Annotated in this window: 18 protein-coding genes; 16 read left to right on the top strand and 2 right to left on the bottom strand. The window is 66.3% G+C overall.

The features are described 5' to 3' along the window. Window positions 1-126 precede the first annotated feature (126 nt). On the bottom strand, window positions 127-390 hold the full coding sequence (locus LPW26_RS19860; RefSeq protein WP_238737355.1) for a DUF3551 domain-containing protein: 264 nt from the start codon (window positions 388-390) through the stop codon (window positions 127-129). Between the two features lie 27 nt (window positions 391-417). Continuing rightward, window positions 418-666, bottom strand: coding sequence for a DUF3551 domain-containing protein (locus LPW26_RS19855; protein WP_238737354.1), 249 nt, complete (start codon window positions 664-666; stop codon window positions 418-420). A gap of 528 nt (window positions 667-1,194) precedes the next feature. Between LPW26_RS19855 and dnaE the strand changes: the two genes are divergently transcribed. From dnaE to lpxB, 16 genes are all read left to right on the top strand, one after another. Then, window positions 1,195-4,671, top strand: a complete 3,477-nt coding sequence (gene dnaE, locus LPW26_RS19850) for a DNA polymerase III subunit alpha (protein ID WP_238737353.1) — start codon at window positions 1,195-1,197, stop codon at window positions 4,669-4,671. A gap of 160 nt (window positions 4,672-4,831) precedes the next feature. Beyond that, entirely contained in the window at window positions 4,832-7,432 is a 2,601-nt protein-coding gene (locus LPW26_RS19845; RefSeq protein ID WP_238737385.1) for a caspase family protein, read from the top strand. A gap of 286 nt (window positions 7,433-7,718) precedes the next feature. Beyond that, on the top strand, window positions 7,719-8,711 hold the full coding sequence (locus LPW26_RS19840; RefSeq protein ID WP_238737352.1) for a 30S ribosomal protein S2: 993 nt from the start codon (window positions 7,719-7,721) through the stop codon (window positions 8,709-8,711). Window positions 8,712-8,895: 184 nt separating this feature from the next. After that, window positions 8,896-9,822, top strand: a complete 927-nt coding sequence (gene tsf, locus LPW26_RS19835) for a translation elongation factor Ts (protein WP_238737351.1) — start codon at window positions 8,896-8,898, stop codon at window positions 9,820-9,822. Between the two features lie 84 nt (window positions 9,823-9,906). Beyond that, complete coding sequence (gene pyrH, locus LPW26_RS19830) at window positions 9,907-10,623, top strand: UMP kinase (protein WP_238737350.1); 717 nt, start codon at window positions 9,907-9,909, stop codon at window positions 10,621-10,623. Window positions 10,624-10,677: 54 nt separating this feature from the next. After that, a complete protein-coding gene (frr, locus tag LPW26_RS19825; protein WP_238737349.1) occupies window positions 10,678-11,241 on the top strand; it encodes a ribosome recycling factor in 564 nt (187 codons plus the stop codon). Between the two features lie 269 nt (window positions 11,242-11,510). Further along, a complete protein-coding gene (locus tag LPW26_RS19820; RefSeq protein ID WP_238737348.1) occupies window positions 11,511-12,269 on the top strand; it encodes an isoprenyl transferase in 759 nt (252 codons plus the stop codon). A 4-nt stretch (window positions 12,270-12,273) separates the two neighbouring features. Then, window positions 12,274-13,122: a phosphatidate cytidylyltransferase gene (locus LPW26_RS19815; RefSeq protein ID WP_238737347.1), complete on the top strand. Its 849-nt coding sequence runs from the start codon at window positions 12,274-12,276 to the stop codon at window positions 13,120-13,122. A gap of 4 nt (window positions 13,123-13,126) precedes the next feature. Further along, window positions 13,127-14,350, top strand: a complete 1,224-nt coding sequence (gene dxr / locus LPW26_RS19810) for a 1-deoxy-D-xylulose-5-phosphate reductoisomerase (RefSeq protein ID WP_238737346.1) — start codon at window positions 13,127-13,129, stop codon at window positions 14,348-14,350. A 42-nt stretch (window positions 14,351-14,392) separates the two neighbouring features. Then, window positions 14,393-15,544, top strand: coding sequence for an RIP metalloprotease RseP (gene rseP / locus LPW26_RS19805; RefSeq protein ID WP_238737345.1), 1,152 nt, complete (start codon window positions 14,393-14,395; stop codon window positions 15,542-15,544). 168 nt (window positions 15,545-15,712) lie between these two features. Then, entirely contained in the window at window positions 15,713-18,247 is a 2,535-nt protein-coding gene (bamA, locus tag LPW26_RS19800) for an outer membrane protein assembly factor BamA (protein ID WP_238737344.1), read from the top strand. A gap of 28 nt (window positions 18,248-18,275) precedes the next feature. Next, window positions 18,276-19,361 (top strand): UDP-3-O-(3-hydroxymyristoyl)glucosamine N-acyltransferase, encoded by a 1,086-nt coding sequence (lpxD, locus tag LPW26_RS19795; protein WP_238737343.1) that lies wholly within the window; start codon window positions 18,276-18,278, stop codon window positions 19,359-19,361. Further along, window positions 19,361-19,816, top strand: coding sequence for a 3-hydroxyacyl-ACP dehydratase FabZ (fabZ, locus tag LPW26_RS19790; protein WP_238737342.1), 456 nt, complete (start codon window positions 19,361-19,363; stop codon window positions 19,814-19,816). The genes lpxD and fabZ overlap by 1 nt, the downstream gene beginning before the upstream one ends. Window positions 19,817-19,825: 9 nt before the next feature. Further along, window positions 19,826-20,668 (top strand): acyl-ACP--UDP-N-acetylglucosamine O-acyltransferase, encoded by an 843-nt coding sequence (lpxA, locus tag LPW26_RS19785; protein ID WP_238737341.1) that lies wholly within the window; start codon window positions 19,826-19,828, stop codon window positions 20,666-20,668. An 18-nt stretch (window positions 20,669-20,686) separates the two neighbouring features. Further along, window positions 20,687-21,544 (top strand): LpxI family protein, encoded by an 858-nt coding sequence (locus LPW26_RS19780; protein ID WP_238737340.1) that lies wholly within the window; start codon window positions 20,687-20,689, stop codon window positions 21,542-21,544. Next, window positions 21,541-22,728 carry a lipid-A-disaccharide synthase gene (gene lpxB / locus LPW26_RS19775; protein ID WP_238737339.1) on the top strand — a complete coding sequence of 396 codons (1,188 nt, stop codon included), beginning with the start codon at window positions 21,541-21,543 and terminating at the stop codon, window positions 22,726-22,728. The genes LPW26_RS19780 and lpxB overlap by 4 nt, the downstream gene beginning before the upstream one ends. Window positions 22,729-22,799 lie beyond the last annotated feature (71 nt).

Genomic DNA, 22,799 nt, shown 5'->3' with positions numbered 1-22,799 from the left:
CAAATCACCGTCATCACCCGCGAATGCGGGTGATCCAGTATCCACAGCGGCTATTACTTAACGCGGAGCTCTGGAATACAGGGTCGCCCAGTCGAGCCGGGCGATGACCTTGGAGAGGGGCGCGCCTCAGTCTCTCTTGCGCGGTTGCCGCCGCGGCTTCTTGCGTGGCTCTGGTCCCTTGTACCACGGGTTGGTCATGCAGTCGGCGGCGCGGCCGGAGGCGGACATCCGGCATTGCGCCATGGTGTCGTAGCTGCACTCGTCGTACCAGTCGTGATAGTTCAGGTAGACCCGCAGGCAGACCGGATAGTCGCGGGCCTGGGCGGCCGGCATTGCGACGAACGTCGCAGCGAGACCGACGAGCATTCCGCTCAGGATGGTGAAGCGCATATCGAACCCCAATGAGTTGCCGCGGGCTCAACGCCCGCGATGGCGCCGGGCGGGGGCGCTCGGTGGTTGATACCAGGGATTCGTGACGCATTGGCCGGCAATGCCGCTGGCCGAGGGCCGGCACTGCTCGATCGAGACATAGCGGCACTCGTCGTAGCGCACCGGGCCATAGACCCGCAGACAGACCGGGTAGTTGTCGGTCGGCTGCGCCGAGGCGGCCGAGGGCAGGGCGAGCGACGCCAGGCCCGCCAGCAAAATCATCGATTGAACGCGCATGATGGATCTCCAGCCTGAAATCGGTTGAGGCGCGCAGGCGGTGGGCTCGCCGGCTCCGACCGCCAACCCGTGCGCCGTGTTGCCGTTCCCGTCAATCGGTGGGAAGCGGGGACAACCTCTCGGCGTTTACGAGTTGTTAGGGCTTCGAGGGCGGCTCGCATCCGTTCGCTTGACTCAAGAACAAAAGAAGAACTATGTTCTGCATATGTTCACGAAGTCAGAGGGAGGCGGACGATGCTGAAGATTTTCATTCAGGAAGCTGCGGTACTGACATCGATCGTGCTGTTCATCAGCATGGTTGCGGTGTGGGCGCAGGTGCTTCCGCAGCTCTGACGGCACAGACCCGCACCCTCGGCGGCGAGGCAATAGCGGGGACAAGGGAGGCGACCGGCTTGCGCGGCCGGCTCCCGGGGATCACCATCAGGCCGAGTCGGCTGTGCTGCGCGCGCCGGCTGAGCACCTTCACCCCATGCTTTGTGAGACGGCCGTCCCGGACTGCCGTCTTTCCTGATCGAGAGTCGCCGCGCGATGAGCCAAGCCGGATTCGTCCACCTGCACGTTCACTCGGCTTATTCGCTGCTGAAAGGCTCGATGAAGATCGCCAAGCTGGCGGAACTCGCCAAGGCCGATCACCAGCCGGCGCTGGCGCTGACAGACACCGACAACATGTTCGGCGCGCTGGAATTCTCCGACAAGCTGTCCGGCAGCGGCATCCAGCCGATCGTCGGTCTCGAACTCGGGATCGATTTCGGCGATCAGGATCCGACCTCGCGCAACGCGGCGTTGGCGTTGCCGTCCCGCATCGTGCTGCTGGCGACGCGCGAGCGCGGCTATCGCAGCCTGATGCGGCTGAACTCACGGGCGTTCCTGGAAACGCCGGTCAATCAGGCCCCGCACATCAAGTTCGACTGGCTGGACGGCGAGACTGAGGACGTCATCGCGCTGACCGGCGGGCCGGATGGGCCGATCTCGCTGGCGATGCTGTCCGATCCGGCACTGGCGCGGCTGCGCTGCGAACGGCTGGCGCAGGCGTTCGGCGACCGTCTCTATGTCGAGCTGCAACGCCACAACACTGATTCCGAGCGACGCGCGGAAGCGGGGCTGATCGATCTGGCTTACGACGCCGGCCTGCCGCTGGTCGCGACCAATGAACCGCATTTCGCCACGACCGACGATTTCGAGGCGCACGACGCGCTGCTGTGCATCGCTTCGGGCAAGCTGATCGCCGAGGCCGACCGCGTCCAGTTCACGCCCGACCACCGTTTCAAGACCCGCGCCGAGATGGCCGTGCTGTTCGCCGATCTGCCCGAGGCGCTGGCTTCCACGGTGGAGATCGCGCAGCGCTGCGCCTATCGGCCGCTGACCCGCAAGCCGATCCTGCCGCTGTTCACCGTCGGCGCCGACGTCAGCGACGCCGAGGAGGCCGCCGCTGCCGAAGCCGCCGAGCTGCGCCGCCAGGCCGAGCAGGGGCTCGAGATGCGGCTGCGCGTCCACGGCCTGTCGCCGGGCATGACCGAGGAGGATTACCGCAAGCGGCTCGCCTTCGAACTCGACGTCATCACCCGCATGAAATACGCGGGCTACTTCCTGATCGTGTCGGACTTTATCAAATGGGCCAAGGCCCAGGGTATTCCGGTTGGCCCGGGCCGCGGCTCAGGCGCCGGCTCGCTGGTGGCATATTCGCTCACGATCACGGACCTCGATCCGATCCGCTTCGGCCTGCTGTTCGAGCGCTTCCTCAATCCGGAACGCGTCTCGATGCCGGACTTCGATATCGACTTCTGCCAGGACCGCCGCGGCGAAGTCATCGACTACGTGCAGCAGCGCTACGGCCGCGATCAGGTCGCGCAGATCATCACCTTCGGCACGCTGCAGGCGCGCGGCGTGCTGCGCGACGTCGGCCGCGTGCTGCAGATGCCGTACGGCCAGGTCGACAAGCTGACCAAGCTGGTGCCGCAGAATCCGGCCGCGCCGATCTCGCTGAAGCAAGCGATCGAGGGCGAGCCGAAGCTGCAGGCGTTCCGCGACGAGGACCCGGTGGTGGCGCGTGCCTTCGACATCGCGCAGAAGCTCGAGGGCCTGACCCGCCACGCCTCGACCCACGCGGCGGGCATCGTGATCGGCGACCGGCCGCTGTCGGACCTCGTGCCGATGTATCGCGATCCGAAATCCGACATGCCGGTCACCCAGTTCAATATGAAGTGGGTGGAGCCGGCGGGCCTCGTCAAATTCGACTTCCTCGGCCTGAAGACGCTGACGGTGCTCGACGTCGCGGTGAAGCTCTTGAAGCAGCGCGACATTCATGTCGATCTGCCGACGCTGCCGATCGACGACGCGCCGAGCTATCAGATGCTGGCGCGCGGCGATGTGGTCGGCGTGTTCCAGGTTGAAAGCCAGGGCATGCGGCGCGCGCTGGTCGACATGCGGCCGGACCGGTTCGAGGACATCATCGCGCTGGTGGCGCTGTATCGTCCGGGCCCGATGGCCAACATCCCGACCTACTGCGCGCGAAAACACGGCGACGAGGAGCCGGAATATCTGCATCCGATGCTCGAGCCGATCCTCAAGGAAACGTTCGGCGTCATCATCTACCAAGAACAGGTGATGCAGATCGCCCAGGTGATGGCCGGCTACTCGCTCGGCGAAGCCGACCTGTTGCGCCGCGCGATGGGCAAGAAGATTCGCGCCGAAATGGAGAAGCAGCGCGCGATCTTCGTCGAAGGTGCGATGAAGAACGGCGTCGCCAAGGACGCCGCCGACACCATCTTCGATCTGTTGGCCAAGTTCGCCGACTACGGCTTCAACAAGAGCCATGCGGCCGCTTATGCGCTGGTGTCGTACCACACCGCCTACATGAAGGCGCATTACCCCGTCGAATTCCTCGCCGCGTCGATGACGCTGGAAATCAACAACACCGACAAGCTGTCGGAATTCCGCGCCGAGGCGCAGCGGCTGGGTATCAAGGTCGAAGCGCCGTCGGTCAACCGCTCGGGCGCAACCTTCGAGGTCGGCGAGAACACGATCTACTACGCGCTCGCCGGCCTAAAGGGCGTCGGCATGCAGGCGGTGCAGCAGATCGTCGAAGCGCGCGGCGACAAGCCGTTCGCCTCGCTGGCCGACTTTGCCGCGCGCGTCAGCCCGCGCGCCATCAACAAGCGCGTCGTCGAATGCCTCGCCGCCGCGGGTGCGTTCGATTGCATTGATCCGAACCGCGCGCGCGTGTCCGCCGCTGCCGATGCGATCGTCGCTGCCTGCCAGCGCGCCAACGAAGCCGTCACCAGCGGCCAGAACGACATGTTCGGCAGCTTGCCGGATGCGCCGTCGATCGTGCTGCCGCAGATCGAAGCGTGGCTGCCGTCGGAGCGGCTGCGCCGCGAATACGACGCGATCGGCTTCTTCCTGTCGGGCCATCCGCTCGACGACTACACCACCGCGCTCAAGCGGCTGCGGGTGCAGTCGTGGGCCGATTTCTGCAAGGCGGTGAAATCCGGCGCGACGGCCGGCAAGGTCGCCGCGACAGTAGTGTCGCGGATGGAGCGGCGCACCAAGACCGGCAACAAGATGGGCATCATGGGCCTGTCCGATCCGACCGGGCATTTCGAGGCGGTGCTGTTCTCGGAGGGACTGGCGCAATATCGCGATGTGCTCGAGCCCGGCGCGGCGGTGCTGCTGCAGCTCGGCGCCGAGCTGCAAGGCGAGGACGTCCGCGCCCGCGTGCTGCACGCCGAGCCGCTCGATGCCGCCGCCGCCAAGGCGCAGAAGGGCCTGCGGATCTTCCTGCGCGACACCAAATTCCTCGACTCGGTCGCCAAGCGTCTGGAAGGCGCCACGCCGTCCAGTCCGGCGCAGGGCCGATCGAGCGGCGAGGGCGACGTCTCGCTGGTGCTGATGCTCGACCTCGAGACCGAGGTCGAGATGAAGCTGCCCGGCCGCTACAAGGTCTCGCCGCAGATCGCCGGCGCCATCAAGGCGGTCTCCGGCGTGGTCGACGTGCAGGCGCTGTAAGGATCTCCCCGGGGTTTGCGTGCGCAGTCCGTGCGGCGCAGCACGCTGGCGTTGCGGTGAGGGCATGTTTTGTTCAAGTGACATTCATCCTTCGGCGCGCTGAACTATGCGACGTGGCGATCCGCAGGTGCGGATGGCGCTCATGCATCAGGTCACGATCATGCGTGGTTCTTCGCTCCTCTCGGTGTTCTCCGCCTTCGTCGTTTTGCTGATCGCCGCGCCGCACGGCGCTTCTGCACAGCAGCAGGAAAAGCGAATTGCGCTGGTGATCGGCAACGCCGCCTACGCCAAGGCGCCGCTCTCGACCGCCGCCAATGACGGCGGCCTGATCGCCCAGACGCTGCAGGCCGCCGGTTTCGACGTCAGCGGCGCCCGCGACCTCGACGGCGATACGCTGCGCGGTGCCTTCCGCGACTTCATGAAGAAGGCCGAGGACTCGGGACCCGACACCGTCGCGGCGATTTATCTCGCCGGCTACGGCGTACAGTACGCCGGCGAGAACTACTTCATCCCGGTCGACTCCCGAATATCTCGCGACACGGACATTCCGATCGAGGGGCTGCGGATCGGCGACTACATGCGCCAGCTCGCGTCGCTGCCGTTGAAGGCGAGCGTGGTGGCGCTCGATCTGGCGCGCGAGCAGCCGTTCGTGCCCGCCGGCTCGATCGCTTCGGGGCTGGCGATGGTCGAGCCGAATCCCAGGATGCTGACTGCCTTCAACGCCGCGCCCGGCACCGTGGCGCCCGACGAACGCGGCGCGTACGGCGTTTACGCGCAGGCGCTGGCCGAGATGATCCGGACCGGCGGCCTGACGTTGCCGCAGCTGTTCGACCGCGTTCGCCTGCGCGTCAACGAGTCGACCCAGGGCGCCCAGGTGCCGTGGGATACGCGGACGATCGAGTCGAACTTCATGTTCTTCGATCGCGCGCCCGACGCGCCGCCGCTGGCCGCGGTCGATCAGACGCTGCGGAGTAAGCCTATCCGCGATCTCGGCGCGTCCGAAGCTTATGCGGCCGCGCTCGATCGCGACACGTTGCAGGCCTATGAGGAGTTTCTCGTCGCCTATCCGGACGATCCGCTGGCCAAGCGGGTGAGGGCGATCGTCGCGGCGCGGCGCGAGGCGATCACCTGGCGGCGCACTTACCGGGTCGATACGCCGGACGCGTATTGGTCGTACCTGCGGCGCTATCCGCGCGGCCCACACGCTGCCGACGCGCGGCGCCGGCTGGCGATCCTCGCCGCGGCGCTGGAGCCGCCGCCGAGCTTCACGGTGATCGACTACGACGTACCGCCGCCGCCGCCGGACGAGATCGTCTATGTCGACCGGCCGGTGCTGATGTTCAGCGATCCGGTGTTCGACTTCGCGCCGCCACCGCCGGCGCCGGTGTACTTCCTGCCGCCACCGCCGCCCGATTTCGTCGTGCTGCCGCCACCGCCGCCGCCGATCGGCCTGTTCTATCTGCCGCGTCCGCTGTTCGTGCCGATCCCGGCCTATGTGCGGCCGCCGGTCTATGTCCAGCCGCCGCCGAACAACATCATCTTCGCCAACATCCACAACACCACGGTGATCAACCAGGTGATCAACCAGCCGCCGCCGGCCGCCAATCCGGCCGTGCCGCTGATCACGCCGCCGGGCGTCGCGGCGCCGGGCGGCGCACCGTCCGTCGTGCCGAGCCGGGCCGGCCTGGCGTCGGCCGCGCTCGCTGGCGGCGTGATCGGCGCCGCGCTGCCGGCCGCGGTGATGCAGCGCGCCGCACTGATCAAGGAAGGCAAGGCGGCGGTGCCGCCGAGCGCTTCGGTCAACACCGCGCCGCAAGGCGGCTTCGCGGCGCGCCCGGGTGTGCAGTTGCAAGGACCGCGGCTGGCGCAGCAGCCGCCGGCATCGCCCCAGACGTCGCCAGCGCCGGGTGGGCCGGTGACATCGCCGCCGCCGGTGACGACCGCGCCCGGCGCCAGTCCGGGCCGGCCGACTGGTCCTGGCGCTCCGCAGCTTCCAAATCAGGGGCGCCCGGGGCAGGGCTCTCCGACTGTCGCGGTCCCGGGTGCACAGGCGCTGCCGGTTCCGGGAGCCAAAGGTGCGCCGCCGGTCCCCAGTGCCGCACTTGGCGCTCCACCAGCCGAAACATTGCGTGTTGGCACCCCGGCGGGCGCGCCGACCAGCCCGACGGCCGTTCGGCCGGGGCTGGGCAGCAATGGTCCAGCCGCCGCGCCGCGCGCCGGGGCGCCGCAAACGCCCGCAGCCCCGCCGCCCGGCGGAAAGCCGCCAGGACCGACGCCGCCGGCACCTCCGGCTGCGGCTTTGGCACCCGCCAACCCGGCCCCATCCCCCGGAGATGCCGGGGCCATGCGTCGGACGCCGGCAGTGGTGTCGCCGGCGCGGCCGCCGGGCCCGCCGGCCGGCACAGCAGAACGGCGGCCGGTCCCGCCCCAGGTGACGCGTCCGGTGCCGCCGACGGTGGCCAGGCCGGTTCCGCCGCCCATGCACGTTGCTCCACGTGTCGCGCCACCGCCGCGACCCGAGCCGCGGATTGCGGCCCCGCCGCCGGCGAGAGTGGCGCCGCCAGCCCGGATGGCTGCTCCGCCGCCGCCGCGAATGGCAGCACCGCCGCCGCCTCGCGTGGCGCCGCCACCTCCGCCGCGGATGGCCGCGCCGCCGGCGCCGCCTCGCGCCGCTCCGCCGCCGGTCGCCCCACGGGTCGCCGCGCCGCCGCGGCCGGCCGGTCCGCCCAAAAGGTGTCCCCCCGGAGCCAAAGAATGTTGAGCGGCCGCCGCGATTTGGTTGCGGGGATACGATTGGAACCTAGGGCCGGCATCAAGCCGGCCCGGGTTAAGCCGGGGGAGTTCCCAACGCAACGCTCGGGCGCCGCGTTCGCGTAGGGCTGGCCGGTTCACCTTGCGTTATCGGGGAATCCCGCTATAACGCGCGCCATCTCACACGGAAGCATGGCTTAATAGCCGTCCGGTGGCACCGGGCCGGAAGGCAGGATTGTCCTGTCCCATCGCTCGTTGCTCACGCGCTTCCGGAGGAACAACCGGAGAATACACCTATGGCACTTCCTGAATTTTCCATGCGCCAGCTGCTCGAAGCCGGCGTCCATTTCGGCCACCAGTCGCATCGCTGGAATCCGAAGATGGCCGAGTACATTTTCGGCGCCCGCAACAACATCCACATCATCGACCTCGCGCAGACCGTGCCGCTGATGCACCGCGCGCTGCAGGCGATCAGCGACACCGTCGCCAAGGGTGGTCGCGTGCTGTTCGTCGGCACCAAGCGCCAGGCGCAGGACGCCGTGGCCGATGCGGCCAAGCGCTCGGCTCAGTACTTCGTCAACTCGCGCTGGCTCGGCGGCACGCTGACCAACTGGAAGACGATCTCGGGTTCGATCAAGCGGCTGCGTCATCTCGACGACGTGCTGAGTTCGGCCGACGCCAATGCCTACACCAAGAAGGAGCGGCTCGAGCTGCAGCGCGAGCGCGACAAGCTCGACCGTTCGCTCGGCGGCATCAAGGACATGGGCGGCCTGCCGGATCTGATCTTCGTGATCGACACCAACAAGGAAGACATTGCGATCCAGGAAGCCCAGCGTCTGGGCATCCCGGTGGCGGCGATCGTCGATACCAACTGCGATCCGAAGGGCATCACCTATCTGGTGCCGGGCAACGACGACGCCGGCCGCGCGATCGCGCTGTATTGCGACCTGATCGCCCGCGCGGTGATCGACGGCATCGGGCGCGCCCAGGGCGATTCGGGTTTCGACATCGGTGCGGCGTCGCAGCCGCTGCGTGAAGATCTGCCGGCGCAGACCAGCGGCTTCCAGGGCCTGTCCGGTCCGCGCGGCACCCCGGACGATCTCAAGAAGCTCACCGGCGTGTCCGGCGCGATTGAGAAGAAGCTCAACGACCTCGGCATCTTCCACTTCTGGCAGCTGGCCGAGCTCGATCAGCCGACCGCGCACCAGATCGGCGAAGAAGTCGGTCTGCCGGGCCGTGCCGATGGCTGGGTCACCCAGGCCAAGGGCATGACCGCCGAGGCGGAATAAGGCGCGACGCTGCGGCCGGTCGACCGGCCGCAGCGCTGATCCATCGATCGCGATCATTTCGATTCGGAGCGCCTAGTAGCGCACCGCGAAATGCTCCGGTCGTCGAAATCTGTGATGAATTCCTGATCGCGTGCCGTCGGCTCCCGCCGTGCGGTGCGCCCTGACAGGCAAAGGACCTACGAGCATGGCAACGATTACTGCAGCGATGGTCAAGGAGCTGCGCGAGACCACCGGCGTCGGCATGATGGACTGCAAGCAGGCGCTCAACGAGAACGACGGCAACCTCGAAGCCGCGATCGATTGGCTGCGCAAGAAGGGCCTGTCGAAAGCCGCCAAGAAGGCCGGCCGCGTCGCCGCCGAAGGCCTGATCGGCGCCGTGACCGACGGCATCAAGGGCGTCGTCATCGAGGTCAATTCCGAGACCGACTTCGTCGCGCGCAACGAGCAGTTCCAGGGCCTGGTCAAGATGATCGCCCAGGTCGCGCTCAAGGTCGGCGCCGACGTCGACGCGATCAACGCCGCCCCGGTCGGCTCGTCGACCGTCGCCGGCGCGATTTCGGACGCGATCGCCACCATCGGCGAGAACATGACGCTGCGCCGCGCCGCTTCACTTGAAGTGACGCAGGGCGTGGTGGCGAGCTACGTCCACGGTGCGGTGATCGACGGCGCCGGCAAGATGGGCGTGATCGTCGCGCTAGAATCGACCGGCAAGGCCGACGAGCTCGCCGCGCTCGGCCGCCAGCTTGCGATGCACGTCGCCGCCGCCAACCCGCAGGCGCTCGACTCGGCCGGTCTCGACCCGGACGTGGTCCGCCGCGAGCGCGAGGTGATGGCCGACAAGTATCGCCAGCAGGGCAAGCCGGAGAACATGATCGAGAAGATCGTCGAGAACGGCCTGAAGACCTACTACAAGGAAGTCTGCCTGCTCGAGCAGGCCTACATCCACGACGAGAAGGGCAAGGCGGTCGCTCAGGCGGTCAAGGAAGCCGAAGGCAAGGTCGGTGCGCCGATCAAGATCACCGGCTTCGTCCGCTACGCGCTCGGCGAAGGCATCGAAAAGCAGACCTCGGACTTCGCCGCCGAAGTCGCCGCAGTCTCGGGCCAGAAGTAGCTTGGGCCAGAAGTAATCGCTTTTCACGAGACGGACTCCCGGCCGCCCGGCCGGGAGCAAACCCGCCGAGGACGCGACCGCATCATGGGTGAGCCGATCTATCGTCGTGTGGTGGTCAAGCTCTCGGGCGAATATTTCGCCGGGCCCCAGAGTTACGGCATCGATCAGCCCACCATCGACCGCGTCGCCGGCGACCTGATCGCTGCCCGCGAGCTCGGCGTCGAGATCGCCGTGGTGGTCGGCGGCGGCAACATCTTCCGCGGCGTCGAAGTTTCCGCCCGCGGCGTGTCGCGTCCGACCGGCGACACCATGGGCATGCTCGCAACCGTGATGAACTGTCTCGCGCTCGGCGAAGCCCTGCAGCGGCACGGCCAGCCGGCCCGGACCTATTCGGCGCTGCTGATGCCGGAAGTCTGCGATCTCTACACCCGCGCCGCCGCGATGCAGACGCTGGCCGATGGCGGCATCGCGCTGCTGGCGGGCGGCACCGGCAATCCGTTTTTCACCACTGATACCACCGCGGTTCTGCGCGCCGCCGAGATCGGTGCCGGCGCGGTGCTGAAGGCGACCAATGTGGACGGCGTCTACAGCGCCGATCCGAAGCGCGATCCGAATGCCAAGCGGTTCGACAGCCTGACGCATTCGGAAGCGCTCGCGGGCAACTACAAGGTCATGGATGCGACGGCTTTCGCGCTTGCCCGCGAGGCTTCGCTGCCTATCATCGTGTTTTCCATCGCCGAGGCGGGTTCGATCGGCACCGTGCTGGAAGGCGCGGGCAGGGCCACCGTGGTGGCAGGTTAAGCGCGCGCGCTCTGCTGGCGCCGCAAGATGAGATTTCTGGAAGGAGAGACTGGCATGCAGTCCGACAAGTTCGACGTCAATGAAGTGAAGCGCCGGATGCTGGGCGCATCGCAGTCGCTGCAGCACGAGCTCGGCGGTTTGCGCACCGGCCGCGCTTCGGCCTCGATGCTGGAGCCGGTGCAGGTCGACGCCTACGGCACGCATATGCCGCTCAACCAACTCGCCACCGTGTCTGTGCCGGAGCCGCGGCTGCTGTCGGTGCAGGTCTGGGACAAGTCGATGGTCAAGGCCGTCGAAAAGGCGATCGTCGATTCCAATCTGGGCCTCAGCCCGGCAACCGAAGGCACGGTGCTTCGGCTGAGGATTCCCGAGCTCAATGCCGATCGCCGCAAGGAGCTGGTGAAGGTCGCGCACAAATACGCCGAGGCGGCGCGCGTTGCCGTGCGCCATGTCCGCCGCGACGGCATGGACACCATCAAGAAGCTCGAGAAGGCTCACGAGATTTCCGAGGACGAGCAGAAGCGTCTCGATCAGGAAGTGCAGAAGGCCACCGATGCGGTGATCGCTGAGATCGATCAGTTGCTCGCGAACAAGGAAAAGGAAATCATGACCGTCTAGCATTCGGCGCCGCGGGTTGCGGCACCGAGCAATGGACCGGCGGCCGGTCTCGTTCCGGCCGCTGATGAGGATACTGAAGCGTCGCCTCGCCGCGGAGTTTGCAATTCGCTACGCAACGCGAATCAGGCCTAGTGCGGCAGGGTGGACTGCCACGAGCCTTCTGCAGCATCGGAGCCTTGTGGTCGCCGGTGCCATAACTTATTGATCCGAAATAGTTCTGGCGGGTGAACGGGTACTTCTTCGCGGGATGACGCTTCGGGATTGGACCTATGTCGAAAGCTGCCGCTACCGCGACCGACCGATCGGACCCTCTCACTATCCCGACGCACGTCGCCATCATCATGGACGGCAATGGACGCTGGGCGGCGGCACGCGGACTGCCGCGGGCTGAAGGGCATCGCCGCGGCGTCGAGGCGCTGCGCCGGGTGGTGCGGGCCGCCAACGAGATCGGCATCCAGTATCTGACCATCTTCTCGTTCAGTTCCGAAAACTGGACCCGGCCCGCCACCGAGATCGGCGATCTGTTCGGGCTGCTGCGCCGGTTCATCCGCAACGATCTGGCCTCGCTGCACCGTGACGGCGTGTGCGTCCGGGTGATCGGCGAACGCGAGGGGCTCGACCGCGACCTTTGCGCGATGCTCGACGAAGCGCAGGAACTCACCCGCAACAACACCAAGCTGAACCTGGTGGTCGCCTTCAATTACGGCTCGCGCCAGGAGATCGCCAACGCCGCGCAGCGGCTCGCCCGCGAGGTCGCCGAAGGCAAGCGTGACCCGGCGACGATCGATGTCGAGACGCTCGGCCGCTATCTCGACGCACCCGACATCCCGGATCCCGACCTGATCATCCGCACCAGCGGAGAACAACGATTGTCGAATTTCCTGATGTGGCAGGCGGCGTACAGTGAGCTCGTGTTCGTGCCGATCCACTGGCCGGACTTCGACAAGGCCGCGCTGGAAGGCGCGATCGCCGAATATGCCCGGCGCGAGCGCCGGTTCGGCGGCTTGGCCGCGAAAACAGGATCGTGACACGTTGAGCCAGGATCAGGCGACGCCGGCGCCGGCGGCCGAGCAGGGCTCCCGGAATTTTTGGCTGCGCGTCGCGGCGGCTGTCGTGCTGGCGCCGCTGGCCATCGGCATCGCCTATGTGGGCGGCTGGCCATGGGCCTTGCTGGCGACCGCCGTCGCGATCGGCCTGTTCCTCGAATGGCTGTCGATCGTCGGCGCCGCCCGCGATTTCCGCGTGCTGGTGATCGGCTGCCTGACGCTGGCGGTTTGCGGGATCGGACTGATGTTCGACAAGCCGGGGCCGGCGCTGTTGGCGGCGGTGCTCGGCGTTGCCGGTCTGGCGGTGCTGCATGATCAGCCGCGGCAGTGGACGGCGAGCGGGCTCGGCTATGCGGCGGTGGCGCTGATCGCCTCGGTGCTGATCCGGCGCGAGCCAGACTACGGCTTCGTCGCGCTGGTGATGATTTTCCTGATCGTTTGGGGCACCGATATCGGCGGCTATTTCGCTGGCCGCGGCATCGGCGGGCCGAAGCTGTGGCCGCGCGTCAGCCCGAAGAAGACCTGGGCTGGGGCGATCGGGGGCTTGGTTCTCAGCCTAGCGGTGGCGCTCGGCTTCGCGCTTGCCGGATTTGGAAAACTCCTTCCGCTGCTTGTTCTTGCGGCAGTTCTTTCAACCGTTTCCCAGCTCGGCGATCTGTTCGAATCCGCGATCAAGCGGAGGTTCGGCGTCAAGGATTCCAGCCACATCATTCCCGGCCATGGCGGGCTGCTCGACCGGCTCGACGGTTATGTCGCAGTGGTCGCGCTGGCGGCGCTGATCGGGATGGCGCGGGATTCGGTGGATGGTATTGGCCGCGGTCTTATGGTGTGGTGATCCGATGAGTGCAGTCCCTTTGAAGAATGATCAGCCCGCCCATGATGGCGTGCGCAGCGTCAGCGTCCTCGGCGCCACCGGCTCGATCGGCGACAGCACGCTCGACCTGATCCGGGCCGCGCCCGACAAATATCGGGTCGAAGCGCTGACCGGTAACGCCAACATCGCCGGGCTTGCCAAGCTCGCGAAGGAATTCAACGCCCGCTTTGTCGCGGTGGCCGATCCGGCCCGGCTCGGCGAGCTGCGTGCGGCTCTGGCCGGCACCGATATCGGCTGCGGGGCAGGCGAGAGCGCCCTGATCGAGGCCGCGGCGCGGCCGGCCGACTGGGTGATGGCGGCGATCTCCGGTGCCGCCGGGCTGAAGCCGGCGCTGGCGGCGGTGGATCGCGGCGCCACTGTCGCGCTCGCCAACAAGGAGTGCCTGGTTTGCGCCGGCGACTTCTTCATGAGCCGGGCGGTCGCGGCGAACGCCCGCATTCTGCCGGCGGATTCCGAGCACAACGCGCTCTATCAGGCGCTGGCTTCCGGCAATCGCCACGAACTTCTCAGGGTCATCATCACCGCCTCGGGTGGTCCGTTCCGGACCTGGGCGGCCGAGGATATCGAGCAGGCGACGCTGGCGCAGGCGCTCAAGCATCCGAACTGGAGCATGGGGCAGAAGATCACAATCGATTCAGCCTCGATGATGAACAAGGGCCTCGAAGTCATTGAGGCCTCGTATCTGTTCGCGCTGTCGCCGGACGAGATCGACGTGCTGGTGCATCCGCAGTCGATCGTGCACGGCCTTGTCGAATTCGCCGACCATTCCGTCGTAGCGCAGCTCGGCGCGCCGGATATGCGGATCCCGATCGCGCACTGCCTCGGCTGGCCCGACCGCATTCCGGGCCGTGCAGCCCGGCTCGACCTGGCCAGCATCGGCCAATTGACCTTTGAAGCGCCCGACTTCGTACGCTTTCCGGGGCTCCGCCTGGCCTACGACGCGCTTCGCACCGGAAACGGCGCAACCACCGTCTATAATGCGGCGAACGAAGTCGCGGTCGCCGCCTTTATCGCCGGGAAAATCCGGTTCGGCGCCATTGCCCGGCTGGTGGAAGACACCATGAACGGCTGGGTGCGCGCCGGCAATCTGGCGCCGCTCGGCAGTGCCGACGACGCCATCGCCGTTGACCATAGCGCGCGAAAGATGGCTGCCACCCTCTTGCCTCAAATTGCCGCAAAGGCATCCTAGAGGATTGGGAACAGGGCCGTCGGTTCTGCTTGAGAGGAATGAATGGCCGATCTTTTTATGAATGGGTTCAACACGTTGAGCCACGGACTCGTGGGCTACGTGGTGCCTTTTCTGTTTGTCCTGACGATCGTGGTGTTCTTCCACGAACTTGGGCATTTTCTGGTCGCACGCTGGAACGGCGTGAAAGTTCTGACCTTCTCGCTGGGCTTCGGCCCGGAAATCGTCGGCTTCAATGACCGCCACGGCACCCGCTGGAAGATCTCGGCGATTCCGCTCGGCGGCTACGTCAAGTTCTTCGGCGACGACAGCGAAGCTTCGACGCCATCGACCGACTCTTTGTCGCAGATGACGGCGGCGGAGCGGTCGGTCAGCTTCCATCACAAGAAGGTCGGCCCCCGTGCGGCGATCGTCGTCGCCGGTCCGGTCGCCAATTTCATTCTGGCGATCGTGCTGTTCACCTTCCTGTTCGCGGTGTTCGGCGTGCCGAGCACGTCTCCGCGGGTCGACAACATCCAGCCGGGCAGCGCCGCCGAGAAGGCCGGCTTCCAGCAGGGCGACGTTATCCTGTCGATCGACGGCAGCAAGATTCAGACGTTCCTCGACATGCAGCGGACGGTCGGCGCGGAGGCGGGCCGGGAGCTGAGCTTCACGGTGCGGCGCGGCGACTCGACGGTCGACTTGAAGGCGACGCCTGAACTGCGCGAGATCAAGGACCGGTTCGGCAACGTCCAGCGCCTCGGCATTCTCGGCATCAGCCGGTCGACCGCGGCGGGCGAGGTGACGACCGAGCGGGTCAACCCGGCGTCGGCGTTCGTGATGGGAATCAAGGAGACCTGGTTCGTCGTCGACCGGACCTTCGCCTATATCGGCGGCCTGTTCGCCGGCCGCGAGGCGGCCGACCAGCTCGGCGGTCCGTTGCGAATCGCACAGATCTCTGGGCAGGTCGCGACCATCGGGTTCACGCCGCTGCTGCATCTGGCGGCGGTGCTGTCGATCTCGATCGGGCTTCTCAACCTGTTTCCGGTGCCGTTGCTCGATGGCGGTCACCTGATGTTCTATGCGATCGAGGCGGTACGGGGACGCCCCTTGTCGGAGCGTGCGCAAGAAATGGGTTTCCGGATAGGATTGGGGTTGGTGCTGATGTTAATGGTTTTTGCGACCTACAACGATATCCTGCATCTGGCATCGTCGTAACGTTTTGGACCATCGTGGCCAATGGGCAACGTATTGGAATGAAATTGAAATCGCACTGCGAATGGACGTTTGCCGGTTTGGCAAAATTGTCTACAAGCAAGGCAAGTTGGGGATTCTGTCGGCGCAGGGGCTGCGCGTCGGCAACGGAATGACAAGGGCGCGTAGCGCATGAATGCTGGAATGCGAGTGTTGCGGGGGGGTCTACTTGCTGCCGCCCTGGTGTTTTTCGCCGGACCGATCGCCACTACGGCGACCGCTGTTCTCACGGCGTCGCCTGCGGCCGCGCAGTCAGCTTCCTCGATTCAGGTCGAGGGCAACCGCCGAGTCGAAGCCGATACCATTCGCTCCTATTTCAAGCCGGGCCCCGGCGGGCGGCTCGACCAAGGCAGCGTCGACGACGGCCTCAAGGCGCTGATCGAGACCGGCCTGTTCCAGGACGTCCGGATCAACCAGGCCGGTGGCCGGCTGGTCGTCAGCGTCGTCGAGAGCCCGGTGATCGGTCGCCTGGCGTTCGAGGGCAACAAGAAGATCAAGGACGAGCAGCTTCAGGCTGAAATCCAGTCGAAGCCGCGTGGCACGCTGTCCCGCCCGGCGGTTCAGTCCGATGCGCTGCGCATTGCTGAAATCTATCGCCGCTCGGGCCGCTACGACGTCCGCGTCGATCCGCAGATCATCGAGCAGCCGAACAACCGCGTCGACCTGATCTTCGTTGTCGAAGAGGGTGCCAAGACCGGCGTGAAGTCGATCGAGTTCATCGGCAACAACGCGTTCTCGGCCTATCGGCTGCGCGACGTCATCAAGACCCGCGAGAGCAACCTGCTCAGCTTCCTCGGTTCGGGCGACGTCTACGATCCGGACCGCGTCGAGGCCGACCGCGACCTGATTCGCCGCTTCTACCTGAAGAACGGCTATGCCGACGTGCAAGTCGTTGCCGCGCTGACCGAATACGATCCGGAGCGCAAGGGCTTCCTGGTCACCTTCAAGATCGAAGAAGGCCAGCAGTATCGTGTCGCGTCGGTCGGCTTCGAGTCCACCATCGCCAACTTCGACGCCAATTCGATGCGCGGCTATTCCCGCGTCAGTGTCGGCTCGCTCTACAACGCCGAGGCGCTGGAGAAGTCGGTCGAAGAGATGCAGATCGAAATGTCGCGGCGTGGCTACGCTTTCGCGACCGTTCGTCCGCGTGGCGACCGCAACTTCGACACCCACACCGTCTCGATCGTGTTCTCGATCGAAGAGGGTCCGCGGGTTTACATCGAGCGCATCAACGTCGTCGGCAACACCCGGACCCGCGATTACGTCATCCGTCGCGAGTTCGATATCGCCGAAGGCGACGCCTACAACCGCGCCCTGGTCGACCGTGCCGAGCGCCGGCTGAAGAACCTCGACTTCTTCAAGTCCGTGAAGATCAGCACCGAGCCCGGCTCGTCGAGCGACCGTGTCATCCTCGTGGTCAATCTCGAAGAGAAATCGACCGGCGACTTCTCGGTCTCGGGCGGTTACTCGACCAGCGACGGTGCGCTTGGTGAAGTCAGCGTCTCGGAGCGTAACTTCCTCGGCCGCGGCCTGTTCGCCAAGGCGACCGTGCAGTACGGCCAGTACGCCCGCGGCTACTCGCTGTCGTTCGTCGAGCCTTATCTGCTCGACTACCGCGTCGCGCTCGGCCTCGACATCTATCAGCGCGAGCAGCTCGCCAACAGCTACATCTCCTACGGTACCAAGACGCTCGGCATCAGCCCGCGCCTCGGCTTCGCTCTGCGCGAAGACCTGACGCTGCAGCTGCGCTACTCGCTGTACCGGCAGGAAATTTCGCTGCCGTCGTACTTGAACAACTGTAACAACAACATCGGTACAGCTGCTTATAATCCGACGCCGCAGTACATGAATTTCCTTGCTAACAATCCGAACGGAACCCCCGGGCTTGGTTGCTTTAGCGATGGCGAAGCTTCCTTGCCTGTTCGAATTGGTTTGGCCAATGGTGCGTACTGGACGTCGTCGGTCGGCTACACCCTGACCTACAACACCCTCGACAACACGCGGAACCCGACCGACGGTCTGCTCGTCGACTTCCGCCAGGATTTCGCTGGCGTGGGCGGCGACGTAAAGTTCCTGAAGACCGCGTTCGATGCGAAGTACTACACTCCGCTGATCTCAGAGGTCGTCGGTATCATCCATCTGCAGGCCGGCAATCTGAGCAGCTATGGCGACAACCAGCTGCGCATGCTCGACCACTTCCAGATGGGTCCGAACCTGGTCCGTGGCTTCGCGCCGAACGGCATCGGTCCGCGCGACATCGGCCAATATGCCTTCTACGGCTACGGCGGCGACGCGCTCGGCGGCACCAACTATTGGGGCGCTTCGGTCGAGTTGCAGATGCCGTTCTGGTTCCTGCCGAAGGAAGTCGGGCTCAAGGGCGCCGTGTATGCCGACGCCGGCTCACTGTTCGACTACAAGGGCCCGACGTCGTGGACGGTCACCAACGAGGTCAATGCACCTGGTTGTGTCAAAGCAACTCAGACGGCACTCGGCACCTGTGCCGGCCTGAACTACGACGACACCAATACGGTTCGTACCTCGGTGGGTGTCGGCCTGATCTGGGCCTCGCCGTTCGGTCCGCTGCGCTTCGACTACGCGGTTCCGATCACCAAGGGTAAGTACGACCGCGTCCAGGAATTCAAATTCGGCGGCGGGACTTCGTTCTAAGTCCCGCGGTCCGGACTGCGACCGCAGGATGACCTCGACCTTGTTTTTCAAATCGCGTCCTTCGTCGACGCTGGCAGAGATTGCCGCGGCGACGGGGGCGGAGCTGGTCGACCCCGCGCGGGCCGACGTCATCATCAATGGCATCGCCTCGCTCGACGAGGCGGGGCCGATGCATCTCAGCTTCTTCGAAAACCTCCGATATGAAAGCGATCTGGCGACGACGCGTGCTGGCGCGTGTCTGGTCAGCTCGCGATTCGAGGGCCGCGTCCCCGCGCATGTCGCGGTGCTGCGCAGCAAGCGGCCGTTCCACGCCTTCGTCGCCTACAGCCGGCAGATCTACGCGGACGCGCTGCGCCCGCAGCCGGATTTCGGCGCGAGCGGAATTGCGCCCACAGCGGTGATCCATCCAAGCGCCAGGCTCGAGGATGAGGTGATCGTCGAGCCGCTGGCGGTGATCGGCCCGGACGTCGAGATCGGCTCCGGCACGGTGATCGGGGCGGGCGCCGTGCTGGCCTCGGGCGTCAAGATCGGCCGCGATTGCAACATAGGGCCGGGCAGCCATCTGCAGCACACCCTGATTGGCAACAACGTGCTGATCCATCCCGGCTGCCACATCGGCCAGGACGGCTTCGGCTTCATCTTCGCCGGCCGCCACACCAAGGTCCCACAGACCGGCAGGGTGATCATCCAGAACGACGTCGAGCTCGGCGCCGGCACCACCGTCGACCGCGGCAGCTTGCGTGATACGGTGATCGGCGAGGGCACCAAGGTCGACAATCAGGTGCAGATCGGCCACAACGTAACAATTGGTCGACATTGTGTGATTGCCGCGAAATGCGGCCTTGCCGGCAGCCTGACGCTGGGCGACAACGTCGCGCTGGGCGCCATGGTCGGCATCAACAACCACGTCGTGATCGGTGATGGCGCCCAGGTGGCCGCGATGTCCGGCGTCAAGGACAGCGTGCCGCCCGGCGAACGCTGGGGTGGTATGTTCGCGCGGCCGACCAAGACCTGGTTCCGGGAGATGCTCGCGGTGCGGCGGCTGGCCGAGGCCGGCAGCCCGGACGCGGCCGGGTCTCAGCCCGAACACGACAAGGATGAAGGACGGGGCTGATGGAATCGCCGATACGTTTCGCGGATGTGGACATCAACACGATCCTCAAGACCCTGCCGCACCGCTTTCCGTTCCTGCTGATCGATCGTGTGAAGAACATCCGCGAAGACTACAGCGGCATCGGCGTCAAGAACGTCAGCTACAACGAGCCGGCCTTCCTCGGGCATTTCCCGGAGCGGCCGGTGTATCCGGGCGTGCTGATGATCGAGGGCATGGCGCAGACTGCCGGCGTGATCGGTATTCTCTCGGTGACTGGTACCGAGCAGCCGCGCGCGGTGTACTTCCTGACGATCGACAAGTGCAAGTTTCGCAAGCCGGTGCTGCCGGGAGATACGGTGGAGTATCACATGACCCGCACCGGTCGCCGCAAGACGATGTGGTGGTTTCACGGTGAGGCAAAGGTCAATGGCCAGATCGTTGCCGAGGCCGATGTCGGCGCGATGCTGGCCGATTGATCGCACCGAATGAGCAGCATCGATCCCACCGCACGAGTTGAAGACGGCGCCATACTTGGTGACGAGGTCAGCATCGGCCCGTTCTGCACGGTCGGTCCGAACGTCACGATCGGTGCCGGCACGAAGCTGATCGGCCATGTCAACGTCACCGGTCACACCACGATCGGCGACGGCTGCACGATCCATCCGTTCGTCTCGCTCGGCGGCGCCCCGCAATCGACCGGCTACAAGGGCGAGCCGACGACGCTCTCGATCGGCAACGCCTGCACCATCCGCGAAAACGTCACCATGAACACCGGCACGGTCGGCGGCGGCGGCGCGACGCGGGTCGGCGACCGCGGCTTCTTCATGGCCGGCAGTCATGTCGGCCACGACTGCATCGTCGGCAGCGACGTGATCTTCGCCAACGCGGCGACGCTCGGCGGCCATTGCGAGATCGGCGACTTCACCTTCATAGGCGGCATGACGGTGCTGCAGCAGTTCACCCGGGTCGGCCCGCAGGTGATGATCGGCGGCATGACCGGACTGCGCAATCACGTCATTCCCTATGCGCTCGCCAACGGCATCTATGCGAAGCTGTCCGGGTTGAATATCGTCGGCATGCGCCGGCGCAAATTCACCAAGGAGCGGCTGCGGATTGTGCGCGCGTTCTACGACGAGTTGTTTCACAGCGCAGGCCCGCTCGCCGAACGGCTGGAGCGGGTGCGCCCGCGCACGGCTGACGATCCGGCGATCGCCGAGATCATCGGCTTCATCGACGACATCAAGGGCCGCGGCGGCCGCGGTCAGCGTGTCGCGCTGTGCATGGCGCGCGAAGGCGGCGCGAGCGTCAACGACGACGACGACGCCTGACCGGCCGGCGCTCCGGCCATGACGGACTCTCTTCCACAACTCGGCGCCAAGGTCGGCATCATCGCCGGCGGCGGCACGCTGCCGTTTGCTGTCGCCGACTCGCTGGCCGCGCGGGGAGTCACGCCGGTGCTGTTCGCGCTGAAGGGCACCTGTGATGACGCGCGCGTGGCGCCGTATCGGCACCACTGGCTCGGCCTCGGCGCATTCGGCAAGCTGCTGCGGCTGTTGCGCAGTGAGAATTGCCGCGACCTCGTGTTCATCGGCTCGCTGGTCCGCCCGTCGCTCACCGAGTTGCGGCTCGACTGGGGCGCGCTCAGGGTATTGCCGGCGCTGCTCGCCGCCTATCGCGGCGGCGACGATCATCTGCTCACCGGCGTCGGCAGCCTGTTCGAGCGCCACGGTTTCCGGCTGCTCGGCCTGCGAGATGTCGCCCCCGACCTGCTGATGCCGGAAGGCTGCCTGACCCGTGCGATGCCCGACAGCAGCGTCGAAGCCGATATCGCCAAGGGACGCGCGCTGCTCGCGGCGCTGAGCCCGTTCGATATCGGTCAGGGCTGCGTGGTGATCGAGGGCCATGTCGTGGCGGTCGAAGACACCGGCGGCACCGACGAACTGCTGGGCCGCATTGCGCAGCTTCGCGTCGCGCGGCGGATCAGCGCCAAGCCTGGCCATGGCGTTCTTGTGAAGGCGCCGAAGGCGGGACAGGATCTGCGCTTCGATCTGCCTGCGCTCGGGCCGAAAACCATCGAGGGCCTGATCGCCGCCCAGCTCGGCGGCGTTGCCGTGGTGGCGGGCCACACCGTGGTGGCCGAGCCGCAGGCGATGATTGCCGCGGCCGACAGAGCCGGTCTGTTCGCGATCGGGCTGCGCCCATGACGGCGGCAGCGCGTCCGGAGCCAGTCCGTACCATCTATCTGATCGCCACCGAAGAGTCCGGCGACCGGCTCGGCGGCGCGCTGATGCGCGAGCTGCGCGCGCGGCTCGGCGATGGTGTTCGGATCGAAGGCATCGGCGGTCACACGATGGCGGGCGAGGGGCTGATCTCGCTGTTTCCGATCGAGGAGCTGTCGATCATCGGCTTTGCCGCGGTCGTGCAGCGGCTGCCGAGCATCGTGAAGTTGATCCGCCGCGCGTCCGAGGCGGCGCTCGTCGCCAAACCCGACGTGCTGGTCATCATCGACAGTCCCGACTTCACCCACCGCGTCGCACGGCGGGTGCGCGCGCGCGATCCGTCGATTCCGATCGTCGACTACGTGTCGCCGACGGTGTGGGCGTGGCGGCCCGGTCGGGCCCGCGCGATGCTCGGTTATGTCGATCACGTGCTGGCGCTGCTGCCGTTCGAGCCAGCGGAGTATCTCCGGCTGAACGGCCCACCATGTACTTACGTCGGTCATCCGCTGACCGCGCAGATTGGAGCGCTGCGGCCGAACGACGATGAGCAGGCGCAGCGCGCGGCCGAGCCGCCGATGCTGCTGGTGCTGCCCGGCAGCCGCCGCAGCGAGGTCCGCCATCACGCGGCAGCATTCGGCGCAACGCTGGCACAACTCCGCCGCGAAGGCGTGGCGTTCGAGCCAGTCCTGGCGACCACACCGCACCTCGAGCCGCTGGTGCGCGACGCCGTCGCCGGCTGGGAGGTGCAGCCGCGTATCGTCGTCGGCGAGCAGGAGAAGCGGGCCGCGTTTCGCCGCGCACGCGCCGCCCTGGCGAAATCCGGCACCGTGACGCTGGAACTGGCGATCGCCGGCGTGCCGATGGTGACCGCCTATAGGGCCGGCAGCGTCGAGATCTGGATCGCCCGCCGGGTGGTGCGGCCGGGCACGGTGATCCTCGCCAATCTGGTGATCGGGCAAGACGTCGTGCCGGAATTCATCCAGCAGGACTGCGTGCCCGAGAAGCTCGCGCCGGCACTGCGCGAACTACTTGCCGACACGCCTGCACGACAGCGCCAGCTCGATGCGTTTGCCAGCATCGACGACATTCTGTCGACCGGCGACCAGACGCCGAGCGCACGCGCGGCGGAGATCGTGCTCGAAGTCATGAGCAAGCGGCGCACAATCTAGTCTAGTGCAGTTTCGCTCTTGATCGCGTTCGAGCTGGCAATCCGACCCCGCTGCCACAAGCACAACCTTAT

The organism is Rhodopseudomonas infernalis, assembly GCF_022271405.1.
GTDB lineage: Bacteria > Pseudomonadota > Alphaproteobacteria > Rhizobiales > Xanthobacteraceae > Rhodopseudomonas > Rhodopseudomonas infernalis.
The sequence above is the reverse complement of the archived record's forward strand: the minus strand, read 5'-3'. Positions and strand labels throughout refer to the sequence as shown.

Excerpts from the sequence above, each read along its gene's own strand:
- LPW26_RS19860 (WP_238737355.1), bottom strand. The coding sequence starts at position 390 with ATGCGCTTCACCATCCTGAGCGGAATGCTCGTCGGTCTCGCTGCGACG.
- LPW26_RS19855 (WP_238737354.1), bottom strand. The coding sequence starts at position 666 with ATGCGCGTTCAATCGATGATTTTGCTGGCGGGCCTGGCGTCGCTCGCC.
- dnaE (WP_238737353.1), top strand. The coding sequence starts at position 1,195 with ATGAGCCAAGCCGGATTCGTCCACCTGCACGTTCACTCGGCTTATTCG.
- LPW26_RS19845 (WP_238737385.1), top strand. The coding sequence starts at position 4,832 with ATGCGTGGTTCTTCGCTCCTCTCGGTGTTCTCCGCCTTCGTCGTTTTG.
- LPW26_RS19840 (WP_238737352.1), top strand. The coding sequence starts at position 7,719 with ATGGCACTTCCTGAATTTTCCATGCGCCAGCTGCTCGAAGCCGGCGTC.
- tsf (WP_238737351.1), top strand. The coding sequence starts at position 8,896 with ATGGCAACGATTACTGCAGCGATGGTCAAGGAGCTGCGCGAGACCACC.
- pyrH (WP_238737350.1), top strand. The coding sequence starts at position 9,907 with ATGGGTGAGCCGATCTATCGTCGTGTGGTGGTCAAGCTCTCGGGCGAA.
- frr (WP_238737349.1), top strand. The coding sequence starts at position 10,678 with ATGCAGTCCGACAAGTTCGACGTCAATGAAGTGAAGCGCCGGATGCTG.
- LPW26_RS19820 (WP_238737348.1), top strand. The coding sequence starts at position 11,511 with ATGTCGAAAGCTGCCGCTACCGCGACCGACCGATCGGACCCTCTCACT.
- dxr (WP_238737346.1), top strand. The coding sequence starts at position 13,127 with ATGAGTGCAGTCCCTTTGAAGAATGATCAGCCCGCCCATGATGGCGTG.
- rseP (WP_238737345.1), top strand. The coding sequence starts at position 14,393 with ATGGCCGATCTTTTTATGAATGGGTTCAACACGTTGAGCCACGGACTC.
- bamA (WP_238737344.1), top strand. The coding sequence starts at position 15,713 with ATGAATGCTGGAATGCGAGTGTTGCGGGGGGGTCTACTTGCTGCCGCC.
- lpxD (WP_238737343.1), top strand. The coding sequence starts at position 18,276 with ATGACCTCGACCTTGTTTTTCAAATCGCGTCCTTCGTCGACGCTGGCA.
- fabZ (WP_238737342.1), top strand. The coding sequence starts at position 19,361 with ATGGAATCGCCGATACGTTTCGCGGATGTGGACATCAACACGATCCTC.
- lpxA (WP_238737341.1), top strand. The coding sequence starts at position 19,826 with ATGAGCAGCATCGATCCCACCGCACGAGTTGAAGACGGCGCCATACTT.
- LPW26_RS19780 (WP_238737340.1), top strand. The coding sequence starts at position 20,687 with ATGACGGACTCTCTTCCACAACTCGGCGCCAAGGTCGGCATCATCGCC.
- lpxB (WP_238737339.1), top strand. The coding sequence starts at position 21,541 with ATGACGGCGGCAGCGCGTCCGGAGCCAGTCCGTACCATCTATCTGATC.